The 20,819-nt window shown below is 52.3% G+C and carries 21 protein-coding genes and 1 tRNA gene; 9 read left to right on the forward strand and 13 right to left on the reverse strand.

Annotation, left to right across the window (positions count from 1 at the left end):
• Nucleotides 1-14 precede the first annotated feature (14 nt).
• Nucleotides 15-854: a shikimate dehydrogenase gene (aroE, locus tag EJL02_RS00445; RefSeq protein ID WP_442857990.1), complete on the reverse strand. Its 840-nt coding sequence runs from the start codon at nt 852-854 to the stop codon at nt 15-17.
• Between the two features lie 160 nt (nt 855-1,014).
• Between aroE and EJL02_RS00450 the strand changes: the two genes are divergently transcribed.
• Nucleotides 1,015-1,911 (forward strand): LysR family transcriptional regulator, encoded by an 897-nt coding sequence (locus EJL02_RS00450; RefSeq protein ID WP_442857991.1) that lies wholly within the window; start codon nt 1,015-1,017, stop codon nt 1,909-1,911.
• 133 nt (nt 1,912-2,044) lie between these two features.
• Here the strand turns inward: EJL02_RS00450 and zupT are convergent, their stop codons facing one another.
• The 4 genes from zupT to EJL02_RS00470 all read right to left on the reverse strand — a co-directional run bounded on the left by zupT (nt 2,045) and on the right by EJL02_RS00470 (nt 5,868).
• Complete coding sequence (zupT, locus tag EJL02_RS00455; protein ID WP_125114456.1) at nt 2,045-2,848, reverse strand: zinc transporter ZupT; 804 nt, start codon at nt 2,846-2,848, stop codon at nt 2,045-2,047.
• Between the two features lie 218 nt (nt 2,849-3,066).
• Entirely contained in the window at nt 3,067-3,936 is an 870-nt protein-coding gene (gene sdaAA, locus EJL02_RS00460) for an L-serine ammonia-lyase, iron-sulfur-dependent, subunit alpha (RefSeq protein WP_125114457.1), read from the reverse strand.
• A 14-nt stretch (nt 3,937-3,950) separates the two neighbouring features.
• Complete coding sequence (gene sdaAB / locus EJL02_RS00465; protein WP_125114458.1) at nt 3,951-4,619, reverse strand: L-serine ammonia-lyase, iron-sulfur-dependent subunit beta; 669 nt, start codon at nt 4,617-4,619, stop codon at nt 3,951-3,953.
• A gap of 28 nt (nt 4,620-4,647) precedes the next feature.
• Nucleotides 4,648-5,868: a dicarboxylate/amino acid:cation symporter gene (locus EJL02_RS00470; protein WP_125114459.1), complete on the reverse strand. Its 1,221-nt coding sequence runs from the start codon at nt 5,866-5,868 to the stop codon at nt 4,648-4,650.
• A 156-nt stretch (nt 5,869-6,024) separates the two neighbouring features.
• Between EJL02_RS00470 and EJL02_RS00475 the strand changes: the two genes are divergently transcribed.
• The 4 genes from EJL02_RS00475 to EJL02_RS00490 all read left to right on the forward strand — a co-directional run bounded on the left by EJL02_RS00475 (nt 6,025) and on the right by EJL02_RS00490 (nt 11,020).
• A complete protein-coding gene (locus tag EJL02_RS00475) occupies nt 6,025-6,915 on the forward strand; it encodes a LysR family transcriptional regulator (RefSeq protein WP_125114460.1) in 891 nt (296 codons plus the stop codon).
• A gap of 719 nt (nt 6,916-7,634) precedes the next feature.
• On the forward strand, nt 7,635-8,573 hold the full coding sequence (locus EJL02_RS00480) for an S-layer homology domain-containing protein (RefSeq protein WP_125114461.1): 939 nt from the start codon (nt 7,635-7,637) through the stop codon (nt 8,571-8,573).
• Nucleotides 8,574-8,732: 159 nt separating this feature from the next.
• Complete coding sequence (locus EJL02_RS00485; RefSeq protein WP_125114462.1) at nt 8,733-10,025, forward strand: leucine-rich repeat protein; 1,293 nt, start codon at nt 8,733-8,735, stop codon at nt 10,023-10,025.
• A gap of 53 nt (nt 10,026-10,078) precedes the next feature.
• Nucleotides 10,079-11,020 (forward strand): stalk domain-containing protein, encoded by a 942-nt coding sequence (locus tag EJL02_RS00490; protein ID WP_125114463.1) that lies wholly within the window; start codon nt 10,079-10,081, stop codon nt 11,018-11,020.
• 136 nt (nt 11,021-11,156) lie between these two features.
• Here the strand turns inward: EJL02_RS00490 and EJL02_RS00495 are convergent, their stop codons facing one another.
• The 4 genes from EJL02_RS00495 to EJL02_RS00510 form a co-directional block, all read right to left on the reverse strand.
• Complete coding sequence (locus EJL02_RS00495; protein ID WP_125114464.1) at nt 11,157-11,402, reverse strand: hypothetical protein; 246 nt, start codon at nt 11,400-11,402, stop codon at nt 11,157-11,159.
• Between the two features lie 102 nt (nt 11,403-11,504).
• Nucleotides 11,505-12,482, reverse strand: coding sequence for an NADH:flavin oxidoreductase (locus EJL02_RS00500; protein ID WP_125114465.1), 978 nt, complete (start codon nt 12,480-12,482; stop codon nt 11,505-11,507).
• A 23-nt stretch (nt 12,483-12,505) separates the two neighbouring features.
• Nucleotides 12,506-13,879: an MATE family efflux transporter gene (locus tag EJL02_RS00505; RefSeq protein WP_243114365.1), complete on the reverse strand. Its 1,374-nt coding sequence runs from the start codon at nt 13,877-13,879 to the stop codon at nt 12,506-12,508.
• Nucleotides 13,880-14,036: 157 nt separating this feature from the next.
• Nucleotides 14,037-14,825, reverse strand: coding sequence for a MerR family DNA-binding transcriptional regulator (locus tag EJL02_RS00510; RefSeq protein ID WP_125114467.1), 789 nt, complete (start codon nt 14,823-14,825; stop codon nt 14,037-14,039).
• Nucleotides 14,826-14,929: 104 nt separating this feature from the next.
• On the opposite strand from EJL02_RS00510, the gene EJL02_RS00515 reads away from it, so the two are divergent.
• Nucleotides 14,930-15,211, forward strand: coding sequence for a TIGR03905 family TSCPD domain-containing protein (locus EJL02_RS00515; protein WP_125114468.1), 282 nt, complete (start codon nt 14,930-14,932; stop codon nt 15,209-15,211).
• 219 nt (nt 15,212-15,430) lie between these two features.
• Here the strand turns inward: EJL02_RS00515 and EJL02_RS00520 are convergent.
• Nucleotides 15,431-15,506: transfer RNA gene (locus EJL02_RS00520), tRNA-Ala, on the reverse strand.
• Between the two features lie 143 nt (nt 15,507-15,649).
• On the opposite strand from EJL02_RS00520, the gene EJL02_RS00525 reads away from it, so the two are divergent.
• A complete protein-coding gene (locus EJL02_RS00525) occupies nt 15,650-17,041 on the forward strand; it encodes a glycine--tRNA ligase (RefSeq protein WP_125114469.1) in 1,392 nt (463 codons plus the stop codon).
• 52 nt (nt 17,042-17,093) lie between these two features.
• Here the strand turns inward: EJL02_RS00525 and EJL02_RS00530 are convergent, their stop codons facing one another.
• From EJL02_RS00530 to EJL02_RS00540, 3 genes are all read right to left on the reverse strand, one after another.
• Nucleotides 17,094-17,312 carry a DUF378 domain-containing protein gene (locus tag EJL02_RS00530; RefSeq protein WP_125114470.1) on the reverse strand — a complete coding sequence of 73 codons (219 nt, stop codon included), beginning with the start codon at nt 17,310-17,312 and terminating at the stop codon, nt 17,094-17,096.
• Between the two features lie 84 nt (nt 17,313-17,396).
• Nucleotides 17,397-18,113 carry an NAD-dependent protein deacylase gene (locus tag EJL02_RS00535; protein WP_125114471.1) on the reverse strand — a complete coding sequence of 239 codons (717 nt, stop codon included), beginning with the start codon at nt 18,111-18,113 and terminating at the stop codon, nt 17,397-17,399.
• Nucleotides 18,114-18,127: 14 nt separating this feature from the next.
• A complete protein-coding gene (locus EJL02_RS00540) occupies nt 18,128-18,649 on the reverse strand; it encodes a nitroreductase family protein (protein WP_125114472.1) in 522 nt (173 codons plus the stop codon).
• A 167-nt stretch (nt 18,650-18,816) separates the two neighbouring features.
• Between EJL02_RS00540 and EJL02_RS00545 the strand changes: the two genes are divergently transcribed.
• A complete protein-coding gene (locus EJL02_RS00545; protein WP_125114473.1) occupies nt 18,817-20,421 on the forward strand; it encodes an ABC-F family ATP-binding cassette domain-containing protein in 1,605 nt (534 codons plus the stop codon).
• A complete protein-coding gene (locus EJL02_RS00550) occupies nt 20,422-20,787 on the forward strand; it encodes a DUF2752 domain-containing protein (RefSeq protein ID WP_125114474.1) in 366 nt (121 codons plus the stop codon).
• The last annotated feature ends 32 nt before the right edge of the window (nt 20,788-20,819 follow it).

The following is a 20,819-nucleotide window of genomic DNA, read 5'->3' on the forward strand; positions in this document are numbered from 1 at the left end:
TCCTTTCTGTTTGTTTATCGATAAAGCAATTGCCGGATTTGTTCGACAGGCATTTCCAGACCGCTGTAAAGCCGGAAAGCAGCAGCGCCCTGACACAGCAGCATGCCCAGACCGTCACAGGTGCGGCAGCCGGCGGCTTTGGCTTCGCGCAGCATTTTGGTCTCTTCGGGAGAGTAGACTACATCGGTTACGACGAGGTCGGGGCGGAACCAGGAAAGGTCGGTGATGTTGCTCTGCTCCTCATAAGGCGCCATGCCAACCCGAGTGGCGTTGGAGAGAATGTCGCAGCGATCGATGGCGGCTTTGAGTTCGTTGCGGTCGCTCAGGTCGTGCAGAGAGAGCTTGCAGCCGGGTGCCGCCTGAGAGATGGATTTCAGCCCATTGCTGACCCGCTCCCAGAATGCGTCTCTCAGGTTGAACACCGCGATTTCAGCGGCGCCTTCCAGCGCGGCCTGAATGGCAATCGCGGAAGCTGCGCCGCCGCCGCCAAGCAATACGATTTTCTTGCCCGCGACGTCCACGCCGTTTCGGCGCAGATTCTGTGTGTAGCCACAGCCGTCAGTGTTGTGGCCGATCAGCCGTCCGTTTTCATTGAGGATGGTGTTGACGGCTTGGATGGCTTTTGCTGCCGGGGAAAGCTCGTCCAAAAAGGGGATGACCGCATTTTTGCAGGGCATCGTCACATTGGCGCCCCGCATGTGCAGGGTGCGGATCGCGGCAACCGCCTTGCCGGCGTCCTCTGCCGGAACGTCAAAGGCGAGGTATGCCCAGTTCAAATCGAATTTGTCAAAACAATAGTTATACATGGCTGGAGATTTGGAATGCGCCACCGGCGTTCCAATCAGTCCAAGCATTTGGGTTGTTCCCGAAATGTGCATGATTGCACAGCTCCTTCTGCCGCAAATACGGCGTTTCTGTTTCGCGACTCCTATCTTAGCTTATTGTTAGAAAAATAACAAATCAATTGTTCTCATAAAACGATAGATTTTATCTATCAAATGTGGTATGGTAAAAATGGAGGTGGACGCCTTGAATTTGTTCCATTTACGATACTTTGTGCAATTGGCGCATACGAAGCATTACACACAAACAGCAAAACAGTTATGTATTACGCAGCCCAGCCTCAGCCATGCGATCGCGCAGTTGGAGGCGGAGTTGGGTGTGCCGCTGTTTGAAAAAACAGGGCGGAATACGGTTCTGACCCACTTCGGTGAGGAATTCCTGATTTGTGCGGAAAATACCCTGTCCACGTTGGATGAAGGGGTGGAAGCCATGCGGCGCAATGCGCGCGGAGAGGGGCTCATTCGTCTTGGCCTGCTGCGCACGCTGGGGGTCGAATATGTTCCGCGCCTCGCCGCCGGTTTTTTGAAAGCAAATCCCGGAAAGGATATTCGTTTCACCTTTCAAACCGGTGTAACACAGGAGTTGTTGGAAAAACTGTCCGCGAGACATTTCGATCTGGTTTTCTGCTCAAAACCGCCTGCGGAAATGGAGTTTACGGCAATTCCGGTCGATAAGCAGGATTTGGTTTTGATCGTTCCGCGCAATCATCCGTTGGCGGGGCGGCATTCGGTGGATTTGGAAGAGACCTTGCCTTATGAGCAAGTTTATTTTTCCAAGGAATCTGGTTTGCGGAACGTCGTGGATGGGCTGTATGCGCAGATCGGCGGGACGCCGCGGATCGCCTATGAAACGGAGGAGGATCAGGTGATTGCCGGACTGGTGGCGCAGGGCTTTGGCATCGCGGTTGTGCCGTATATGGAGATTTTGCTGCGGCTGGACGTGAAGATTATTCAGATCAGTCATCCTGCTTGGGAGCGGAATTTTTATGTGGTCAGTAATGACAAGGCGTTCCAGTCGCCGGCGGTTCGGCAATTTCGACAGTATATTTTGGATGGCGGCGAATTGTGAGTCTTTACCAATAATAAAGATCGTTTTTTTACCCCATAGATAGAATCGATCGTTTGATAAACAGAATACATTGTGCAGTGATGTATAAAAAAACAGACTTGCAGTTTGCAAGTCTGTTTTTTCATCCAATGCTTTACAAAAATAGCAGCAGGCTGACAGCCATGACAGCCATCCCGGAAATCAGTCCGTAGATGGACAGGTGATGCTCTCCATATTCCCGCGCGGCAGGCAGCAGTTCATCGAAAGAGATGAACACCATGATACCGGCTACGCCTGCAAAGAGAATGCCGAATACCGTTGGATTCATGATTGGACGGAGCAGCAGCCATCCCAGCAGCGCGCCGACCGGTTCGGACAGTCCGGAAAGAAAGGAATACCCGAACGCGCGATATCGGGAACCGGTGGCCTGATAGATCGGCACGGAGACCGCAATGCCTTCCGGAATGTTGTGAATCGCAATGGCGACCACAATAGGAATCGCCACGCTGGGCTCTTGCAGGGCGGATACAAAGGTGGCAAGTCCCTCCGGGAAATTATGAATTGCGATGGCCAGCGCCGTGAACAGACCCATGCGCATCAGGCGATTCGGATGCGGCATGTCGCTGCTTGTTTGCTCCATGGATTTGACTTCGTGGGGATTTTCCTCCGATGGGATTAATCGGTCGATCAGAGCGATCAGTAGCATGCCGCCGAAAAAGGAGATAACGGTGACCCAGTTGCCGAGTCGGTCCCCCAACTGGGGAAGCAGATATTCCCGTGCCTTGGAGAAAATCTCGATCATGGATACATAAATCATGACGCCTGCGGAAAATCCAAGCGCAACCGAAAGAAATTTTCGGTTGGTTTGCCGGCAGAGGAAGGCAATGCAGCTGCCGATTCCCGTGCTGAGTCCTGCGAGCAGCGTCAGGGAGAACGCAAGAAAAAGTGATTGATTCAATGAAATCCTCCTGAATAAATAAGAGTTAGATGTAACTAACTGTGATGCAAAAAATATGGGGCATCCTTGCCTCTTATGCTTATATTATAGTAATTCAGTATGAATTTGTCAAGCGTGGATGCACGAGATTGTCTCTTGCTGCTTTGTGCTTGACAAAAAGCAGAACACCGCAGAAGTTTCTGCGGTGTTCCGATCGCGTATGGATGCTGACGCGAAATTCAACTGCACCGGCCGCACAATTCGCAGGCCGAAGGGGTGACGGCGCAGCCGCCCAATGCGGTTTCGCGCAGTTCGATGGGAATACGGCGGCCGACAGCATACATGGTTGCAAGCATTTCGTCAAACGGGATCAGCTGCTGTACACCGCTGAGCGAGAGCTCGGCCGCAATCAGGGCATTGGCAACACCGGCGGCGTTGCGGTTCTGGCAGGGGTATTCGACCAGACCGCCAACCGGATCGCACACCAGACCGAGCATGTTCATCAATACGGTGGAGGCAGCGTCCAAACTTTGCTCAGGGGTGCCGCCCATCAATTCCACGGTTGCGGAGGCCGCCGTGGCAGCGGCGACGCCGATCTCCGCCTGACATCCGCCGACGGCGCCGGCAACCGTTGCGTTGCGCATGGCCAGATAGCCCACGGCACCGGCGTTGAAGAGCGCATCGATCAGGCGGCTGTCGGAGATTTTGTAGCAGTCCTGCAGCGCCAGCAGCAGACCGGGCACCACACCGGCAGAGCCAGCGGTGGGCGCTGCGACAATCAGGCCCATGGATGCGTTGACTTCCAGAACAGCCATGGCGTAGGTCATGGCCTTGGTCAGCACATCGCCGCAGATCGCTTTGCCCTTGGCGGCATGGCTGGATATTTTTTTCGCTTCGCCGCCGATCAGACCGCCCATGGATTTCAGGGGGCTTTTTAGCGGTTGGGTTGCGGAATTGCGCATGATCTCCAAGGCGCGCGCCATGCGGTGATCCACCATGTCGCGGGTCGTTTCGCCCAGAACACATTCCCGGCGGCGCATGATCTCAGAGATCAGACATTGGTCCTGCCGGCATAATTCCAGCAGTTCTTTGGCAGATTTGAAATCCATCTTTTTCCCTCTCTCTACGGTTCTACGATCATAACGTCATGCACATTGGGATTGTTGCGCAGCGGTTCTGCAATCCCCTCCGGGAAGCGCCCGTCGGATTCCACGATGGTATAGGCGGTGTTGCCCTTGGATTCGCGGAACAGGCGCATGAAGGCAATATTGACATTGCTGTCGCTGAGCACTTTGGTGATATGCGCGACCACGCCGGGCTTGTCCTGCTGGACAACGATGACGGTGCTGTAATCGCCGGTGAAATCCACGGAAACGCCGTTGATGCGGGAAATACGCACCTTGCCGCCGCCCAAGGATTCACCGCGAACCGTCATCACTTGTCCGCGTGCGTTTTCCATCCGGATATCGACCGTGTTGGGATGCACATCGGTTTCGGTTTCGCACGGGGTGAAGCTGTAAGCGAGACCGCGCTCCGCGGCGATCTGGAACGAGTTGCGGATGCGGATATCATCTGTGCTGAAGCCCATCATGCCGCCCAGCAGGGCACGGTCGGTGCCGTGCCCGTGATAGGTTTTGGAAAACGAACCATACAGGATAAAATCCACTTTTTTCAGCGGGGGAGCGATCATCTTATGCGCCAGAAAGGCAATGACGGCGGCGCCGGCTGTGTGGGAGCTGGAGGGGCCGATCATATTCGGCCCCAGAACATCGAAAACACTGACATAGGACATTGCAGTTCTCCTTATCTGATGCGGAAAATCAGGATTTGACAGAAGATTTGTTGATGAATTTCCGATAAATGGTGTCAACGATCACGCCGATCGCGTTGTCACCGGATACGTTGCACGCGGTGCCGAAGGAATCCTGCGTGATGTACAGCGCAACCATGATCGCGCAGATCGGGCCGCTGGGGTCGCCGGCTTCCGCACCGAAGATCATATACAGGAAGGGCAGTGCGGTCATGATCGAGCCGCCGGGCGCGCCGGGAGAGGCGACCATCGCAATGCCGAGCGTCATGACGAAGGGAACCACCGTGGCAAGGCTGATCGGAATCTGGTTCATCAGGCAGACTGCGGTAGCGCAGGCGGTAATGGTGATCATCGAACCCGCCATATGGATGTTGGCGCACAGTGGAACGACAAAATTGCGGATTTCTTCGGAAACGCCGTCCGCTTCTGCGCATTGCAGGTTGACCGGAATGGTGGCGGCGGAAGACTGCGTGCCCAGCGCCGTGGCATAACCGGGGATCTGATTCTTGATGAGCGCAAAGGGGTTTTTGCGGCTGACCAGGCCGGCGATGGTGAACTGGATCACGATGCAGATCAGGTGCATGATGATGACAACCAGGAATACCTTCCATAGGATGCCCAGAATTGCGAAGGTTTTACCGGATTTGGTCATATCGGTGAACGTACCGCAGATGTAAAGCGGCAGCAGCGGGATGATGACCGCGTGCAGGACCTTGTCGATGATGCCGGAGAAATCGCTGATTCCATTATATAAGGTATCTCCGATGGTTTTTCCGCGTAGTGTGGACAGACACAGACCGAGCACAAAAGCCAGAACAACTGCGGAAAGAGTGTCCATCAGGGCGGGGAGATTCAGGCTGAAATAGGTCTCCAGCGAATTTTCTGCGGTGGCGGAAATCTGCTCGAGTGCGTCGGCGCTCATAAAACTGGGGAACAGGTTATGCGCAACAAGATAGGAGGCCGAGCCGGCAATCAGGGTGGAACCATAGGCAAGAATGACGGTGATCAGCAGCAGCTTGCCCGCGCCGTTTTTCAGATTGGCGATACCCATGGTGACATAAGCCAGAATCATCAGCGGGATGACAAATGAGAGGAAGGTGCTGAAAAGCGTGGATGCGGTCACCACGACCCGGCAAAACCATTCCGGCAGGAACTGGCCGAAAAGGATACCGACGATGATTGCGATGACGAGTTTGGGGAGCAGGCCGAGTTTGAATTTTTTCTTGTCCATAAGCGAAACAACCTCCTATAATTTTGCTCAATTTTCCCTTGACCCTTTGTTGAAATTAGTATATTCTGTTTATAATGATAAGTCAAATTCATAAATTTAATATTATTGTTTCAAAATTTTAATACTAAAAATGCAATCGAAAAGAGGCGCGTTGATATGGAGTTGCGACAGATCAGCACATTCATCCGGGTTGCTCAATTCAAGAGTTTTTCCAAGGCAGCGGAAAGCCTGGGATATTCGCAGTCCGCTGTGACTGTGCAGATTCATCAGCTGGAAGAAGAACTTCACACCCGTCTGTTTGACCGGATGGGTAAACGGATTGCCCTGACCGATCCGGGCGCGCAGTTCCTCGAACGCGCGTATGAGGTGCTCAATGAAGTCAACAAAGCAAGGCTTTCGGTTTCGGACGCAGGAGAACTGCATGGACGCTTACATATCGGAACGATCGAATCCCTGTGTTACTTTAAGCTGCCCGCTGTTCTCAAATTATACTGGGAACGACACCCGAAGGTGGTCATCAATGTGACCATCGGGGAACCGGAACATTTGATTGAACAAATGGAGCGCGGCGAATTGGATATGATCTATATTTTGGATGAGCCACAGTATAACAACAACTGGCGCAAGCTGATGGAGCAGCGGGAAGAAGTTGTGTTCGTGGCTTCGGCTGCGCTTGGAGAGGAGATGCGTGGCATTTCCGATCTCAGGTTGGAGCAGCTGCTTGATCAGCCGTTTTATCTGACAGAGCGTGATGCCAACTACCGCCGTGTATTGGATCGGTTCCTTGCTTCCCGCGAAACCATTCTGACGCCGTTTTTGGAATGCAGTGATACGTCCTTCATCATCAAAATGCTGGAGAATAATCGGGGGATTTCACTTTTGCCATGGTATGCGGTGGAGCAAAGCGTCCGGCAGGGAAAACTGTCCCTGCTGAGAGTGAGTAATTTTCATGTTTCCCTGTATCGTCAGATTTTCTCGCACAAAGAAAAATGGCACACCAGAGAAATGAATGAATTTGTGCGCCTGGTTGAGGAAATCAATCGCTGAGATATATTCTGCGAACCTTTGCTAGTAAGAGTCATCAATACAGGCTTTATTCGCGGTGCGAGCAGGGATGGAGCATACCGTTTCGGGAAGCACATGATGCAGCATATGATAGGGAAATCACGTGCTTTTGATAGGCGGTCAATATTATGCCAGCGATAGCCGCGTACTCCATCGGCCGGACATTTTTATCGCAGGGAATACGGGCGAAACAGGCGTCATTTTTGCTGCAGCTTCGCAATGGTCGGATTACTGTCCACTGTATACCTCTGCTGCATTTCAATCAGATCATGATGTTTTTTCCGGGGCGGAATGTTGGATGCTGTCGATGGAACCCATTTGACGGACGCGGAAATGCGCGTTATGCATCCTGATGAGTACAGCGATGTGTTGGAAAATACGCTTTTGCTGGCATAAAACAGTATGGGATTGAGTCCAGCTGGATGCTGCCGGATTCCTTCTTAGGGGAAACGCTTTGCATCCAACAGTCACGCTTTTTTATAAATCGCAGTGCGTGGTTTACTCACATTTACGAAAACTACGAACCGGTTCTTCTCATGCAAACTTTGATTTTTCTGATCCTGCAGATATGGTGTGTTACAATTTGACTACCGGCGAACCACTGAGCAGTCCAGCACTGGGGAAAAGCAGTTTTGAACAAGAGTGCGAAATCTTGCTGCGGACGGTAATAGGATCTGCGCTGTCAAAAGTCAGAAAAGTAGATGAATCGAATCGAGAAGATGATGCGTCTATATTATTATAGAGTATTTGCCACCAAAGACACAGAGAAAGTCATGATCCCTGCAGGACGGTACGAGGAACTTCGGTTTTCCTATGATTACGGTACAGATGATGAGACGGTCTGGTGCTTCCATGATGGCAAACTGTGTGCCATTTACGACAAGCAAGGGCGCAAAATTGCGACTGCACCAATCCCCATAGAGGACTGCACGCACGATGGTGGTTATGATTGGCCGCAGCTTGGTTTGTATTCAGCGGGGGATCGCATCTATACGACAGATGGTGATTGCATCCTACAGGCAGATCTTCTGCGTACCGAATGGTCTGGAAATGCGATCTACATCCAGCGGAATGGAAAGTGGCAAGTTGCGATGCTGCACCCCTATGATGGGTCACCTTCTGCATGGGCTGAGCCGGAGATTAACGCGGCAGAGAGCGCCGGGATACTGCCGGATGCTCTAAAAGTGAGCTGGGATATGCCGATCAGCAGAGAGGACTTCTGCGTGCTGGTGATGCAGGCGCTGCACCAGCAAGGAATTGCGGTAGACGATCCTTCGATTTCTGATCCGTTTACAGATACCAGTCATGAGGATGTGGTGGAAGCCTATGCACTCGGAATCGTAAACGGTGTGGGAAACGGGCGGTTCGCTCCGGACGAGTCCATTACTCGAGAGGAAGCGGCCAAAATGCTTTGGAAAGCAGCCATTTTACTAGGATACCAAGCAACGGATGAGCCGCTGTCCTTTGCGGATCAAAATAAGATTTCTGATTGGGCGCTGGAATCGGTAAATGCCATTTCTTCCATCAGCGGTGCTGGCCGACCTGTCATGCATGGAACAGGAAATAACCGTTTCTCGCCAAAAGGTTCTTATACACGGGAGCAGGCCGCAGCCACGGTTTACCGCCTATATATCGGTTAGGGAATCGGGGCAAAAAAGCAAATCCTTTGCAAGTCACCGGCCAAGCCGGTGGCTTTTGCTTACAAATACAAAGGACAACAATCAGATGGGTAGGGGCGGTACATTGGTGAAAAAAACGGTCTTATCCCATGCTATTCTATAGATGAGGAGGTTGGTAACATGAAAAAACTCACAGTTATTTTCCTTGCTGCGCTGTTTTTCTGCCTATCGCCGGCATATGCAGCGACTACGGAGCAAAACAGGGGGATCACTTGGTCGGTAGACGGGACAACGCTGACCATCAGCGGCGAAGGAGCTATACCGGACTATGCCGACCCCAACCATAACTTCAACAACGAATCCATAGCCCCTTGGTATGGCATGAATATTGAAAAAGTAATCATTGAGGAAGGCGTTACACGTATCGGACAACTATCATTTTTGAAAATGAATAATTTGAAAACTGTGGAACTTCCCTCTACGGTTGCTGAAGTTGGATGTTGGGCATTTTCACAGTGTCCAATTACTTCTATCACCTTTTCTGGACCTGTATATTTGGAAAATAATGTTTTTGAAGGGTGCGAGGAATTATATTCCATTATATTTGAAAGTCCTGCTACCTTTTCGAATTTGTCCTTATCAAATTGCCCCAGCTTAACTGCATTACATTTCCCGGATGGTACAACGGATTTGGGTTGGGCTCCGTTTTATAACGGCTCTTTGAAAGCAGTCTGGATTCCTGATAGCGTACAAAATGGCGAAGATATCTTCATGTCATGGGGAAGTGCAGACGGCACATGGAATTACAGAGGTCTGACGGTGTATGGGGAAGCAAGTTCATTTATTGAAGGAGAATGCGAAAAAGATAATATAACCTTTGTCGCTCGTGCAGAAACTCCAAGCCTGACGTTTTTCCGTGGACAGGCCAAATATCCTGCTGGGAAATTCCAAGATATTGCTGCATCGCAAGAGTCTGCGGTCAAAACCGTTTATGAGCTCGGCATCATGAATGGCCAGTCCGACAGCCGCTTTGCGCCGTCCGGTTCGCTGACTGTGGCCGAAGCGGTAAAAATGGCGGCGATGGTGCATAACACTTATAACGGCTTTCAGGGTGTATTTCCGATTCGGGCGCAGGGTGCAGCGTGGTATCAGCCTTATGTAGACTACTGTGTTGCGCTGGGAATCATGACCGGGACAGAATTTGACGATTATAACCAACCGGCTACACGCGCACAGATGGCATACCTGTTTGCAAATGCACTGCCGGAACAGGAACTGGCAGAGATCAGTGATATGTCCGCATTTCCGGATGTCACGGACCAAACCCCTTATTTTGAAAGCATTTTAGCACTGCAAAAGGCCGGCATCGTGATCGGAGATGAAAAAGGATATCGTCCGAATGATACGATTTCTCGTCTGGAAGCGGCCATCATCATTTCCCGCGAAGCTGTACCGGATATGAGAGTTTCGTAAAAGTGGATGAAGGTAGGACTGTTAAGGGTAGGATGAATAGGAGGGAAGGGCCTATGCGCAGACTGAAATACAGCATGATCGCTTGCTGCATGCTGCTCTCTCTTGTGCTTCCTGCAGCGTTTGCAGCAGAAACGGAAACTGATGTACCCAAAGTGTCCGGTCTGTCCATCAGTATGAAAATCTCCGAGCCATCGGCCCTGATAAACGGTGAACCTACTGCTTTGGAAAATGCACCGTTTTTGCTGGATGATGTCCCGTATGTGCCGCTTCGGGAAACGGTTGAGCGATTTGGCGGCATCATTGCGCCGACGTATATCGGCAATAGCATTTCCGGCGCACTTTATGCATTGCCGGAAAGGAACGATCCGGAGAGCTGGTGCTTTTCGCAAATCTGGATGGACAATACGGATTATATGCTCAATGGCAGTATGCAGCCCCGCTGGCAGGACAAATATTATCGCAGGGATTATGGGGCAGAACAGGCATCTCTTTTGCCGCAGCTTCGGCATGGACGAATTTTTGTTCCGGTTCATGTGATGCAGATGAGCGGGCAGATTGAGGTGGTTTGGGAGCCGGATGACCAGCGCGTCATCCTTACGATGGCAAGAAACGAAAACGGCATACCGGGGTTTGCTGTCGGAAGCGACTTCAGCGGGCTGGATGATGCGGTTCAGGAACGGTTTTACCCTGTGGAAGATGCCCATCCCGCGCTGGGTCTGGGAGGGTATTGTGAGCAGACCTATACGGATGGCGATATTGAACTGGTTCTGGGTTCCGGATACCGCGAATGGCCGGCCTCCCGAAAGGAGATACGGAGCGTAAAGCTGGTTACAGACCGTTATTCCTCGATCCGGGGACTGCGGGTCGGCGACAGCATGGAGCGGTATAAAGATCTATATGGAACCACCTTGACGGTATCAAAAGACAAGATGCCTATCGAGGTAATAGATGGCCGGATCACATCGATCAGCTTTGTGGCGCAATCCCTCTACTGAACTATCATATTGTTACAGAAAGCCCTGCTTTTGCAGGGCTTTCCATGTGATAAAGCTTATTTTGTGAACACAGAGTAATAATTGCCAGAAGTACAGGAGGTAACCTGTTATTTTTCCCAGCGATGGCAAATGCGTATCACCGGATATTCATACTGTTTGTCACTATTTTTCTTCCATCAATCAGTTGGTATTCTGGGCATATATGCAACATATAAACACCGTAATACTCATTTACAGCGCTGCGAACATCCTCAACATAATTGTTTATCATGACGCTGCCCAAAGTACCACTTATTGCTTTATAAGGTTCTCCCTCATAGCAAATGATGAGTTCCTTCGTTACATCTGCAAGATGAGGGGATTCTTCATAGTAAAGCAGCATTTCACTTTTTGCTTTTATACTGCACGCTGCATCCGAATCCTGTCAGATAGGGTCTGCAATTACATGTGAGTTTCCCCAAAGGGGGGATACAAAACGGAAAACTCAGTCTGCCCAGTGGGCATTTTTAAAGATTGCTCGGCCCACGCCGATGAGGTCGGCACAGCCCTCCAGCAGGAGGGTTTCGGCCTGTGCTGGGGTGGTGACCCCTCCTGTCAGAAGAACAGGGAGACAGACAGCCTGCTTTACGGGAACAGACAGATCCCGGAAATACCCGGGTTCGGTGTGTCCGGGTCGAATGAAGCCGTGCATGCCGCCGGTGAGATGAATCAGATCGATGCCGCTGTGCTCCAGCAGCCGACAAGCCTCCACACAGTCCAGAGCGGTACTTCCTCCCTCTGCATAGTCACAGCCGCCCAGCCGCAGGGCAATGGGAAAGTCATCCCCCACAGTCTGTCGAACTGCCTGAATGACTTCCCGATGGAAGCGGATGCGGTTTTCCACTGACTGAGGACCGTACGCATCGGTTCTCTGGTTGGCCAGCGGGGAGAAAAACTGATTGAGGAGATAGCCGTGGGCGGAGTGGATCTCCACGCCGTCAAAGCCAGCCTGTTTTGCCCGAACGGCAGCCTGCGCAAACCATTCGGTTACCTGCCGGATCTGTGCAAGCGTCATCTCCGCAGGCGGTTCTTCCTGCTGCTTGGGGTGGCAGATCGGGCTGGGGCCTACGGGCGGCTGCCCAGTGATCTTGGACAGCGCCGCCGACCCCGCGTGGCTGAGCTGCGCAAAGACTTTGACACCCTCCCGGTGGATGCAGTCGGTCAGCTGCCGAAAAGAGGGGATCACATCATCCGAGGCCAGCGAGGTTTGGCCTGGATGGGCCTTGCCTTGCAGATGAATATAGCTGTGTTCGGTGATGATCAGGCCGATTTTGCTGTATTTTGCGCGTTCGCGGTAGTAGTCGCATACCGCATCTGTCACATGGCCGTTTTCGTCCGCCTTTGCGGTGGCCATGGGAGGCATCACCAGACGGTTGGACAGGGTCAGGTTCCGGATGGTAATGGGATCGGAAATATGAGTCATAACAATATCCTCCATAGAAAACTTTATGTTTGGGATTGGCCACAGCGTCCGGTTTTTCTCCATTCCGCAAAGCCAAAGGCCAGTGCCAACACAAAGGCGCAGGCGTCGCCTACCGGTCCGGCCCACAGGGCACCTTCCACCCCAAAAAAGCGGGGCAGGATCAACAGAGCCGGCAGCAAAAAGAGCACTTGACGGGATAGAGAGATCAAAGTGGCCTGTATCGGCTTTCCGATTGCCTGAAAAAAGGTGCCTGTGCACAGCTGAAATCCGTTCAAGAGGATGAGCAGCAGAAAGATCTTCAGGCTCTTGACTGCAAATTCTCGATACAGCTCGGACTCTGAGCCAAAAATACTGACGATCGAGTCGGGGAACAACTGAAACAACAGCGTACCTGCACCCATGACGATCGTGGAAAAGATGATCGCCAACAAGTAGGTTTTCTGCGCCCGTGCTGTCTTTCCGGCACCATAATTGTATCCAATGATGGGTTGGGAGCCAACAGAAATTCCGATGACAATGCCGGTGATAATCTGGTTGACCTTCATGGTAATGCCCAGCGTGGTCATGGGGATTTCAGCGCCATACTTGGAGGCTGCGCCGTATTTGACCAGCACATTGTTCATTACAGTGATCACAATGGTGGCCGCCAGCTGAAGAAAGAAACTGGAAATGCCAAGGCTGCATACCTTGCCGCACAACTTCCATCGGAGGAGCAAACAGTCAGGGGTCAGGGTGATGCACCGGAATTTTCTCAGATAAAGCAGGGTCATGATGCAGGAAACGATCTGCCCCAGAACCGTGGCTATGGCAGCTCCCTTTACCCCCATGTGGAAAACAAAAATAAAAACTGGGTCCAGAATGGTATTCAAAATCGCGCCGCTCAGTGTCGCCAGCATGGCATAGACCGGGCTCCCGTCCGCACGCATAATGGAGTTAAATCCCATGCTGAACATATAAAAGGGAAAGCCCAATACAATGATGTACCCATACTCCAGAGAGTAGGACATGGTGGCGTCTGTGGCGCCAAACAGAACGCAGAGGGGTTTCAGAAAGAGCAGAGACAGGGCGGTCAACAGAATGCTGACTATCACCGTCAGGGTAATGGCATTGCCTACGCCCTGTGCGGCTCTCTGACGGTTTTCCTGCCCCAAGCACAGACTGAAATAGGCTGTGGTACCGTCTCCGATCATCAGGCCAAGCGCCAGGGCAATTACGGTCAGGGGCAGGATTACATTGGTTGCACCGTTTCCCAAATAGCCGACACCGCGGCCTATGAAAATCTGATCGACGATATTATACAGGGTACTGACTACCATGGAAATAATGCTGGGCACGGCGAAGGTGCCAAGCAGCTTTCCGACCGGCTCATACCCAAGGGGATTGGTTTGCGCCTGCATGGTTTTTCTTCCTCCATTTTGGTTTTGATTGGGCGGGAAATCCCCGCAATATGCAATCATAAACCTTACTATAATAGGAAAGTCAAGGGGATTTTTTGAGTAAAAATTATTCAAAGAAAGAGGGCGCGGGGAGAAATGCTCCCAGCGCCCTTTGGGGTCAAATTGGTTGCTGTAATTCGAGTAGCGGTCCTTTCAGATCAAAAAATGCGGAAGTCAGATTGGTGATGATCACCTGATTTGCTTCGGGATGCTGCACAAAGTATTCTGTGATCAACGCATCCACATGTTCCAGCGCCTGTGCGGGTCTCTGCTGGCAGAGATAATTCCCTTCGGGCAGCACGTCCAGATTGGTAATCCCATCTTCCTGCTGGAGTACCTCCAGAAAAATATCAGTATCTGTGCGGTCTCCCTGTCGCTGGGCAATTAGTCCAATGGGAAAAGTGAAGGCGGGCAGCAGACCCAGGGATTGTCCGCGGAGAAAAATCTCCGTGGAGCTCTGCTTGAACGCCAACTCTCCGCCGGAGGGAGTGAAGGGTTGCCGCAAAATAAGCCGCTGGCGCAGATGCCGTCGATAAACACCCTCCTGTTCCTGATAGCGTTTGTTTTCTTCGATCCGGCGGAGCGCTTCCTCCATTTGCTGCATGGTGTTGCGCAGGTGGGCCAGCTTTTCGTGTGCTTTTTGCTGGCCATCCTCGAGCAAGCGGCGAATGTCCAGCGTCTGGTCGGACTGCCGGTATTGCTCTGCATTTCGCAGGGGAATGTCCAGCTCCAGACACATCAAAATCATGTCCATTTCCACCAGCTGCTCCAAGGCATAGTACCGGTAGCCAGTTTCCGGGTCGATATATGCTGGAATCAGCGCACCGATCCGCTCATAATATCGCAGCGATTTGGGGTTTACATTGCGAAGCTTGGCAAAGTCACCGATGGAAAGAAAGCCCTGCATCTGTCATTCCTCCTGATTACTACTTGACTTTCCTATTATGGGAAGGACTATTTTGTTATTATACAGCAAATCGTCAAGGATTGCCAGAGACAGGAGAGAACCGTATGATTTATGAGACCAAAGGCACCTGTGCCAAGGAAATTCGATTGGAAGTAGACCATGGAGTGATTCGGTCGGTGGAATTTGTGTTGGGCTGTCCAGGATTTACGCAGGCGCTCAGCCGCCTGCTGATAGGGATGCATGTGGAGGACGCGATTGCGCGGTTACAGGGAATCCAATGCCTGGATAAAGGGACTTCCTGCCCGGATCAGTTAGCCCTGGCACTGGCACAGGAATTGGAACAGGCAAATGGGGAAAAGAGTATAACAAGATCATGTCCTGGATGATCTGTATGCGGGGAGCCATATAGATGGAAAGAGGACGATCCTGCGGCAAATTATTGAGCGGGTAAATATTAGGCAGAAGTTTGAAATCGAAGTGGAATTTAAAATCAGTGTCACACAGCTCTTTGACTGATTACATCCGGAAGGGGACAAGAGTGTGTATCATCACGCATCCTGGGAGCATAAAAAATCGGGAGATCTCAAAACGAGATCTCCCGAGCATGGTGGACCTGAAGAGATTCGAACTCTCGACCTCTCGGATGCGAACCGAACGCTCTCCCAACTGAGCTACAGGCCCATATTTTGTTTTTTACAGTGTTTCGTAACTGCTCTTGACAAGTAAATATTATACATGTAGAATAAACACATGTCAAGCATTTTTTTGATGCCTGATCAAAAAAAGCGTGCATCAGCCAGATGCGCCAAAAGGAGAATTGAAAAATGAAAAACAGCGAAAAGACAATGGAAAAAATCGTTGCCCTGTGCAAGGGCCGTGGCTTCGTGTATTCCGGCTCGGAGATTTACGGCGGTCTTGCCAACACTTGGGACTACGGCCCGCTCGGCGTTGAGTTTAAGAACAACGTCAAGGCTGCATGGCGGAAAAAGTTCGTGCAGGAAAGCCCGTACAATGTCGGTTTGGATGCAGCCATTCTGATGAACCCGACGACTTGGGTGGCTTCCGGCCATGTAGGCGGTTTTTCCGATCCGCTGATGGATTGCAAGGACTGCAAGACCCGTCATCGTGCCGACCAGCTAATCGAAGATGCGACCGGCGAAAATCCGGCCGGCTGGACCAATGAGCAGATGAAGGCCTATATCGATGAGCATCAGATTGCCTGCCCGAACTGCGGCGGTCATAACTTCACTGATATCCGTCAGTTCAACCTGATGTTCAAGACCTATCAGGGTGTTACGGAAAACGCAAAGAATGAGATTTATCTGCGTCCTGAAACCGCGCAGGGCATCTTTGTCAACTTCCAGAATATCCAGCGCACCACCCGTAAGAAGATCCCGTTCGGCGTCGGTCAGGTGGGCAAGTCTTTCCGCAATGAGATTACGCCCGGCAACTTTACCTTCCGTACCCGTGAGTTCGAGCAGATGGAACTGGAGTTCTTCTGCAAGCCCGGTACCGATCTGGAGTGGTTCAAGTATTGGAAGGACTATTGCCACAACTGGCTGCTGTCCCTCGGTATGAAGGATGAGAACCTGCGTCTGCGTGACCATGATCCGGAGGAGCTGTCGCACTACTCCAATGCGACCACCGATATCGAATTTCTGTTCCCGTTTGGCTGGGGCGAGCTGTGGGGCATTGCCGACCGCACCGACTTTGACCTGACTCAGCATCAGAAAACTTCCGGTGTGTCGATGGAATACTTCGATCAGGAAGCGAACGAAAAGTATATTCCGTATGTTATCGAGCCTTCGCTCGGTGCCGACCGTGTTGCGCTTGCATTCCTGTGCGATGCGTACGACGAGGAAGTCGTGGGCCAGGATAAGAACGGCAAGGACGATGTCCGCACCGTACTGCGTCTGCATCCGGCGCTCGCGCCGTTCAAGGCTGCGGTGCTGCCGCTGTCCAAGAAGCTGTCCGACAAGGCAATGCCGATCTGGCAGGAGCTGTCCAAGCAGTTCTCGGTGGACTTTGACGACGCCGGTTCGATCGGCAAGCGTTACCGTCGTGAGGACGAGATCGGCACGCCGTACTGCGTCACGGTGGACTTTGAAACCGAGCAGGACGGCTGCGTGACCGTCCGTGACCGTGATACGATGGAGCAGGTGCGCATCAAGGTAGAAGATGTGGCTGCATATATCGCAGAAAAGGTTGCGTTTTAAGCAAAGATAAGTAGAAAAACCGCTGCTTTGAGCAGCGGTTTTTCTTTTTGCGTCAGGAAGTATGTCGTTCTTCGGAATCGTTGTTGCCGCGGAACAGCAGGGAAATGCACCATAGTGCCGCCAGACCTACAAGGGAAAAGATAATGCGGCTCATGGCGCTCGCTTGTCCGCCGAAGAGAAATCCCACCAGATCGAAACCGAACAGACCGATGCTGCCCCAGTTCAGACCGCCAATAATGGCCAGAATCAATGCAAGTTTATCAAGAAACATGAAAACTCCCCTTTCCGGTTTTTCGTAGTATTGCCGGAAAGGGGAGAAACCATGCAGAAAAATGGATTTTTTCGATGCTATCGATTAAAGCTGAGAAAACACTTGCCCAATCGGCGCGTGGATTACCAAATCGGCGCGGCGGTCGGCCGGGGTTGCGGATTTGTTGACCAGAACCAACTTGTTGCCGCGGTAATAGTCGATGAGTCCGGCCGCGGGATAAACGGCGAGGGAAGTGCCGCCGATAATGAGGATATCGGCATTCCGGATATACTCCACGCTCTTGTTGATCGTGTAACTGTCCAGACTCTCCTCGTACAGAACAACATCCGGTTTGATCGTGCCGCCGCACTCGCACTTGGGCACACCCTTGCCGGCAGCGATGTCGCGCACATCATAGGGCTTGTGGCAGCGCATGCAGTAGTTGCGCAGCACCGAGCCGTGCAGTTCGAGCACTTCTTTGGAACCGGCTTTCTGGTGCAGGCCGTCGATGTTTTGGGTGACGACCGCGCGGCATTTGCCCATGCGTTCCCATTCCGCCAGTTTCAGATGCGCAGCATTGGGCTGCGCATCCAGCGCAAGCATTTTGGCGCGGTAAAAACGGTAAAATTCCTCCGGTTCTGCCATAAAAAAGGTGTGGCTCAAGATGGTTTCCGGCGGATATTTATATTGCTGGTTGTACAGGCCGTCCACCGAGCGGAAATCCGGGATGCCGCTTTCGGTCGAAACACCGGCGCCGCCGAAAAACACGATGTTATCGCTGGCATCAATCCATTCTTTCAGCTTGGCAACTTGTGCATCCATTGAGAGGACCTCCTTTATTCCACGACAGAAATGGTGCCTTCCTTGCGGGGCTTTGCCGGGGTTTCCTTGGCGATATAGCCGATCGCGGCAGAGCAGATGACGATATGATCTTCCGGCACACCGTATTCGGTCAACAGCGCGCGCACCTTCGGGTCATCGCAGCATTCCCGGATCTGGTTGATCCAGCAAGAGCCCAGTCCAAGTTCGGTCGCCATGAGCAGCAGGTTTTCCATTGCTGCGGCGCCATCGACAAAAGCGTGATGCTCGTCGCGTTTGTAGGAAATAATAATGTTGACCGGCGCACCGTAGAAGTTGTATTCCGGGCCGCGGTTGTCCGCTTCTGCAACGGCGCGTGCCAATGCGAGGGATTTATCGGCGCTGTAAACCACCGTGAAGTGCCAAAGATATTTGCTCATGCCGGAGGGCGCCCATTCGGCGGCCTCAACCAACTGCATGATTTGGTCTTTCGGGGCGAGCTTGGATTCAAACGCGCGCGTGGAGCGGCGGGATTTGATGATTTGCATCAGGTTGGACATGGAAAAACCTCCTTGATAAGAATAAATATAGTATAGACCCTGTGCGGTCCGGTTTCAATACAACATCACCAAAAATGCGGACGGACGTGTAAAAAAACTGTGAAAAGCAAAGTTTGTATGATATACTGTTACAGATCGAAAAAAGACAAACAGGAGGCGGATGCAGCATGATTACCATCAGCGATCTGAGCTTGAATTTCAGCGGGGAGCCGCTTTTTAAGGACGTCAATCTGAAGTTTACGGAAGGAAATTGTTACGGCGTGATCGGCGCAAACGGCGCCGGCAAATCCACGTTTCTGCGCATTTTGTCGGGTGATCTGGACCCGTCCACCGGCACGGTTTCCATCGCGCCCAAAACGCGTATGAGCGTCTTGAAGCAGGACCATTTTGCGTTTAATGAGGAGACCGTACTCAATACTGTGCTCGGCGGCAATCCGCGCCTGCTGGAGGTCATGCAGGAAAAGGATGCGCTTTATATGAAGGACCCCTTTACCGAGGAGGACGGCAACAAGGCGGCGGAACTGGAAGCGGAATTTGCTGAGATGGGCGGCTGGGAAGCGGAAACCGAAGCCAGCCAGCTGCTCAACGGCCTTGGTCTGGATGCCGACGCGATCCTTTATACCGAAATGCAGTATCTGGGCGACGTGGAAAAGGTAAAGGTGCTGCTGGCGCGCGCCTTGTTCGGCAAGCCGGATATCCTGCTGCTCGACGAGCCGACCAACCATCTGGATATCCAGGCAGTGCGCTGGCTGGAAGATTTCCTCGCGGACTTTGAAGGCACCGTGCTGGTTGTTTCGCATGACCGTCACTTCCTCAATAACGTTTGTACGCATATCGTGGATATTGACTATGGCAAGATCAAGCTGTACGTCGGTAACTACGAGTTCTGGTATGAGTCCTCTCAGCTGATCCAGCGCATGATTAAGGACCAGAACCGCAAGAACGAAGAGAAGATCAAGGAGCTGCAGAACTTCATTCAGCGTTTTGCGGCAAACAAATCCAAGTCCCGTCAGGCGACCAGCCGCCGCAAGCTGATCGACAAGCTGACGGTGGAGGAACTGCCGGCGTCCTCGCGCCGCTATCCGTGGGTTTCGTTTGCGGCGGATCGCGAGGCGGGCAAGGATATTCTCGAGGTGCGCGGCATTTCCAAGACAATCGACGGCGAAAAGGTGCTGGACAACGTCTCCTTTATTGTGCGCCGCGGGGATAAGATCGCATTCATCTCGGACAACGAACTGGCGATGACTACGCTGTTCCAGATTCTGATGGGAGAGATCAAGCCGGACGAGGGCAGCTTTAAGTGGGGCGTTACTACGTCGCAGAGCTATTTCCCCAAGGACAACAACGAGTTCTTTGAAGGACATACCGAAAACATGCTGGACTGGATTGCGCCGTATTCGCGCACGGACACGCTGGAAAGCACGCTGCGCGGCTTCCTTGGCCGCATGCTGTTCTCAGGCGACGATGTGTATAAGCCGGTGCGTGTACTGTCGGGCGGTGAAAAAGTGCGTCTGATGCTGGCGCGGATGATGCTGTTTGGCTCCAACGTGCTGGTGATCGACCAGCCGACCAACCATCTGGATCTGGAATCCATCACGGCGGTCAACAATGGCGTGCGCGATTTCAAGGGTACGGTGCTTTTTGCTTCGCATGACCATGAGTTCGTGCAGACCATTGCAACGCGCATCATCGAAATCCGTGACAAGGGCGTGCTGGACAAGGAGTGCACCTATGACGAGTTCCTGGAGTTCCGCGAGACCTATCAGGGTTAAATGAAAAAAGGGGTATGCGGCCTTTTGGTGCTGCTGGCCATGACTGCGGCGGCGTTTGTGTCCTCCTCGATTTTGGGATGGGGCTGTCCGCTGCAGCATTTTACCGGTATTCCTTGCCCGGGCTGCGGGTTGTCGCGCGCGGCGGTCGCGCTGCTGCGGTTGGATTTTGGGCTGGCGTTTCGCTATCACCCCATGATTTATGTGCTGCCGCCGGTGGTGCTTCTGGTTCTGTTCCGGCAAAAACCGCTGCTCGGCTCCAACCGGCGTGAGCGAATCTTCCTTTGGGGCGTGATGGCGCTGTGGGCAGGGATTTGGATCGTACGACTGCTCTTGCGCGATCCGCTGATTTGCGGCACGGCGATATAGAGATAAGACCACAAAAACGCATGGCAGCAAAC

This window comes from Agathobaculum sp. Marseille-P7918 (genome assembly GCF_900625105.1).
Classification (GTDB): domain Bacteria; phylum Bacillota; class Clostridia; order Oscillospirales; family Butyricicoccaceae; genus Agathobaculum.

What these genes read in the sequence shown, in the direction of transcription:
- aroE (WP_442857990.1), bottom strand. Translation starts at nt 854, where the DNA reads ATGCTTGGACTGATTGGAACGCCGGTGGCGCATTCCAAATCTCCAGCC.
- EJL02_RS00450 (WP_442857991.1), top strand. Translation starts at nt 1,015, where the DNA reads ATGGAGGTGGACGCCTTGAATTTGTTCCATTTACGATACTTTGTGCAA.
- sdaAA (WP_125114457.1), bottom strand. Translation starts at nt 3,936, where the DNA reads ATGGATTTCAAATCTGCCAAAGAACTGCTGGAATTATGCCGGCAGGAC.
- sdaAB (WP_125114458.1), bottom strand. Translation starts at nt 4,619, where the DNA reads ATGTCCTATGTCAGTGTTTTCGATGTTCTGGGGCCGAATATGATCGGC.
- EJL02_RS00470 (WP_125114459.1), bottom strand. Translation starts at nt 5,868, where the DNA reads ATGGACAAGAAAAAATTCAAACTCGGCCTGCTCCCCAAACTCGTCATC.
- EJL02_RS00475 (WP_125114460.1), top strand. Translation starts at nt 6,025, where the DNA reads ATGGAGTTGCGACAGATCAGCACATTCATCCGGGTTGCTCAATTCAAG.
- EJL02_RS00480 (WP_125114461.1), top strand. Translation starts at nt 7,635, where the DNA reads ATGAATCGAATCGAGAAGATGATGCGTCTATATTATTATAGAGTATTT.
- EJL02_RS00485 (WP_125114462.1), top strand. Translation starts at nt 8,733, where the DNA reads ATGAAAAAACTCACAGTTATTTTCCTTGCTGCGCTGTTTTTCTGCCTA.
- EJL02_RS00490 (WP_125114463.1), top strand. Translation starts at nt 10,079, where the DNA reads ATGCGCAGACTGAAATACAGCATGATCGCTTGCTGCATGCTGCTCTCT.
- EJL02_RS00495 (WP_125114464.1), bottom strand. Translation starts at nt 11,402, where the DNA reads ATGCTGCTTTACTATGAAGAATCCCCTCATCTTGCAGATGTAACGAAG.
- EJL02_RS00500 (WP_125114465.1), bottom strand. Translation starts at nt 12,482, where the DNA reads ATGACTCATATTTCCGATCCCATTACCATCCGGAACCTGACCCTGTCC.
- EJL02_RS00505 (WP_243114365.1), bottom strand. Translation starts at nt 13,879, where the DNA reads ATGCAGGCGCAAACCAATCCCCTTGGGTATGAGCCGGTCGGAAAGCTG.
- EJL02_RS00510 (WP_125114467.1), bottom strand. Translation starts at nt 14,825, where the DNA reads ATGCAGGGCTTTCTTTCCATCGGTGACTTTGCCAAGCTTCGCAATGTA.
- EJL02_RS00515 (WP_125114468.1), top strand. Translation starts at nt 14,930, where the DNA reads ATGATTTATGAGACCAAAGGCACCTGTGCCAAGGAAATTCGATTGGAA.
- EJL02_RS00525 (WP_125114469.1), top strand. Translation starts at nt 15,650, where the DNA reads ATGAAAAACAGCGAAAAGACAATGGAAAAAATCGTTGCCCTGTGCAAG.
- EJL02_RS00530 (WP_125114470.1), bottom strand. Translation starts at nt 17,312, where the DNA reads ATGTTTCTTGATAAACTTGCATTGATTCTGGCCATTATTGGCGGTCTG.
- EJL02_RS00535 (WP_125114471.1), bottom strand. Translation starts at nt 18,113, where the DNA reads ATGGATGCACAAGTTGCCAAGCTGAAAGAATGGATTGATGCCAGCGAT.
- EJL02_RS00540 (WP_125114472.1), bottom strand. Translation starts at nt 18,649, where the DNA reads ATGTCCAACCTGATGCAAATCATCAAATCCCGCCGCTCCACGCGCGCG.
- EJL02_RS00545 (WP_125114473.1), top strand. Translation starts at nt 18,817, where the DNA reads ATGATTACCATCAGCGATCTGAGCTTGAATTTCAGCGGGGAGCCGCTT.
- EJL02_RS00550 (WP_125114474.1), top strand. Translation starts at nt 20,422, where the DNA reads ATGAAAAAAGGGGTATGCGGCCTTTTGGTGCTGCTGGCCATGACTGCG.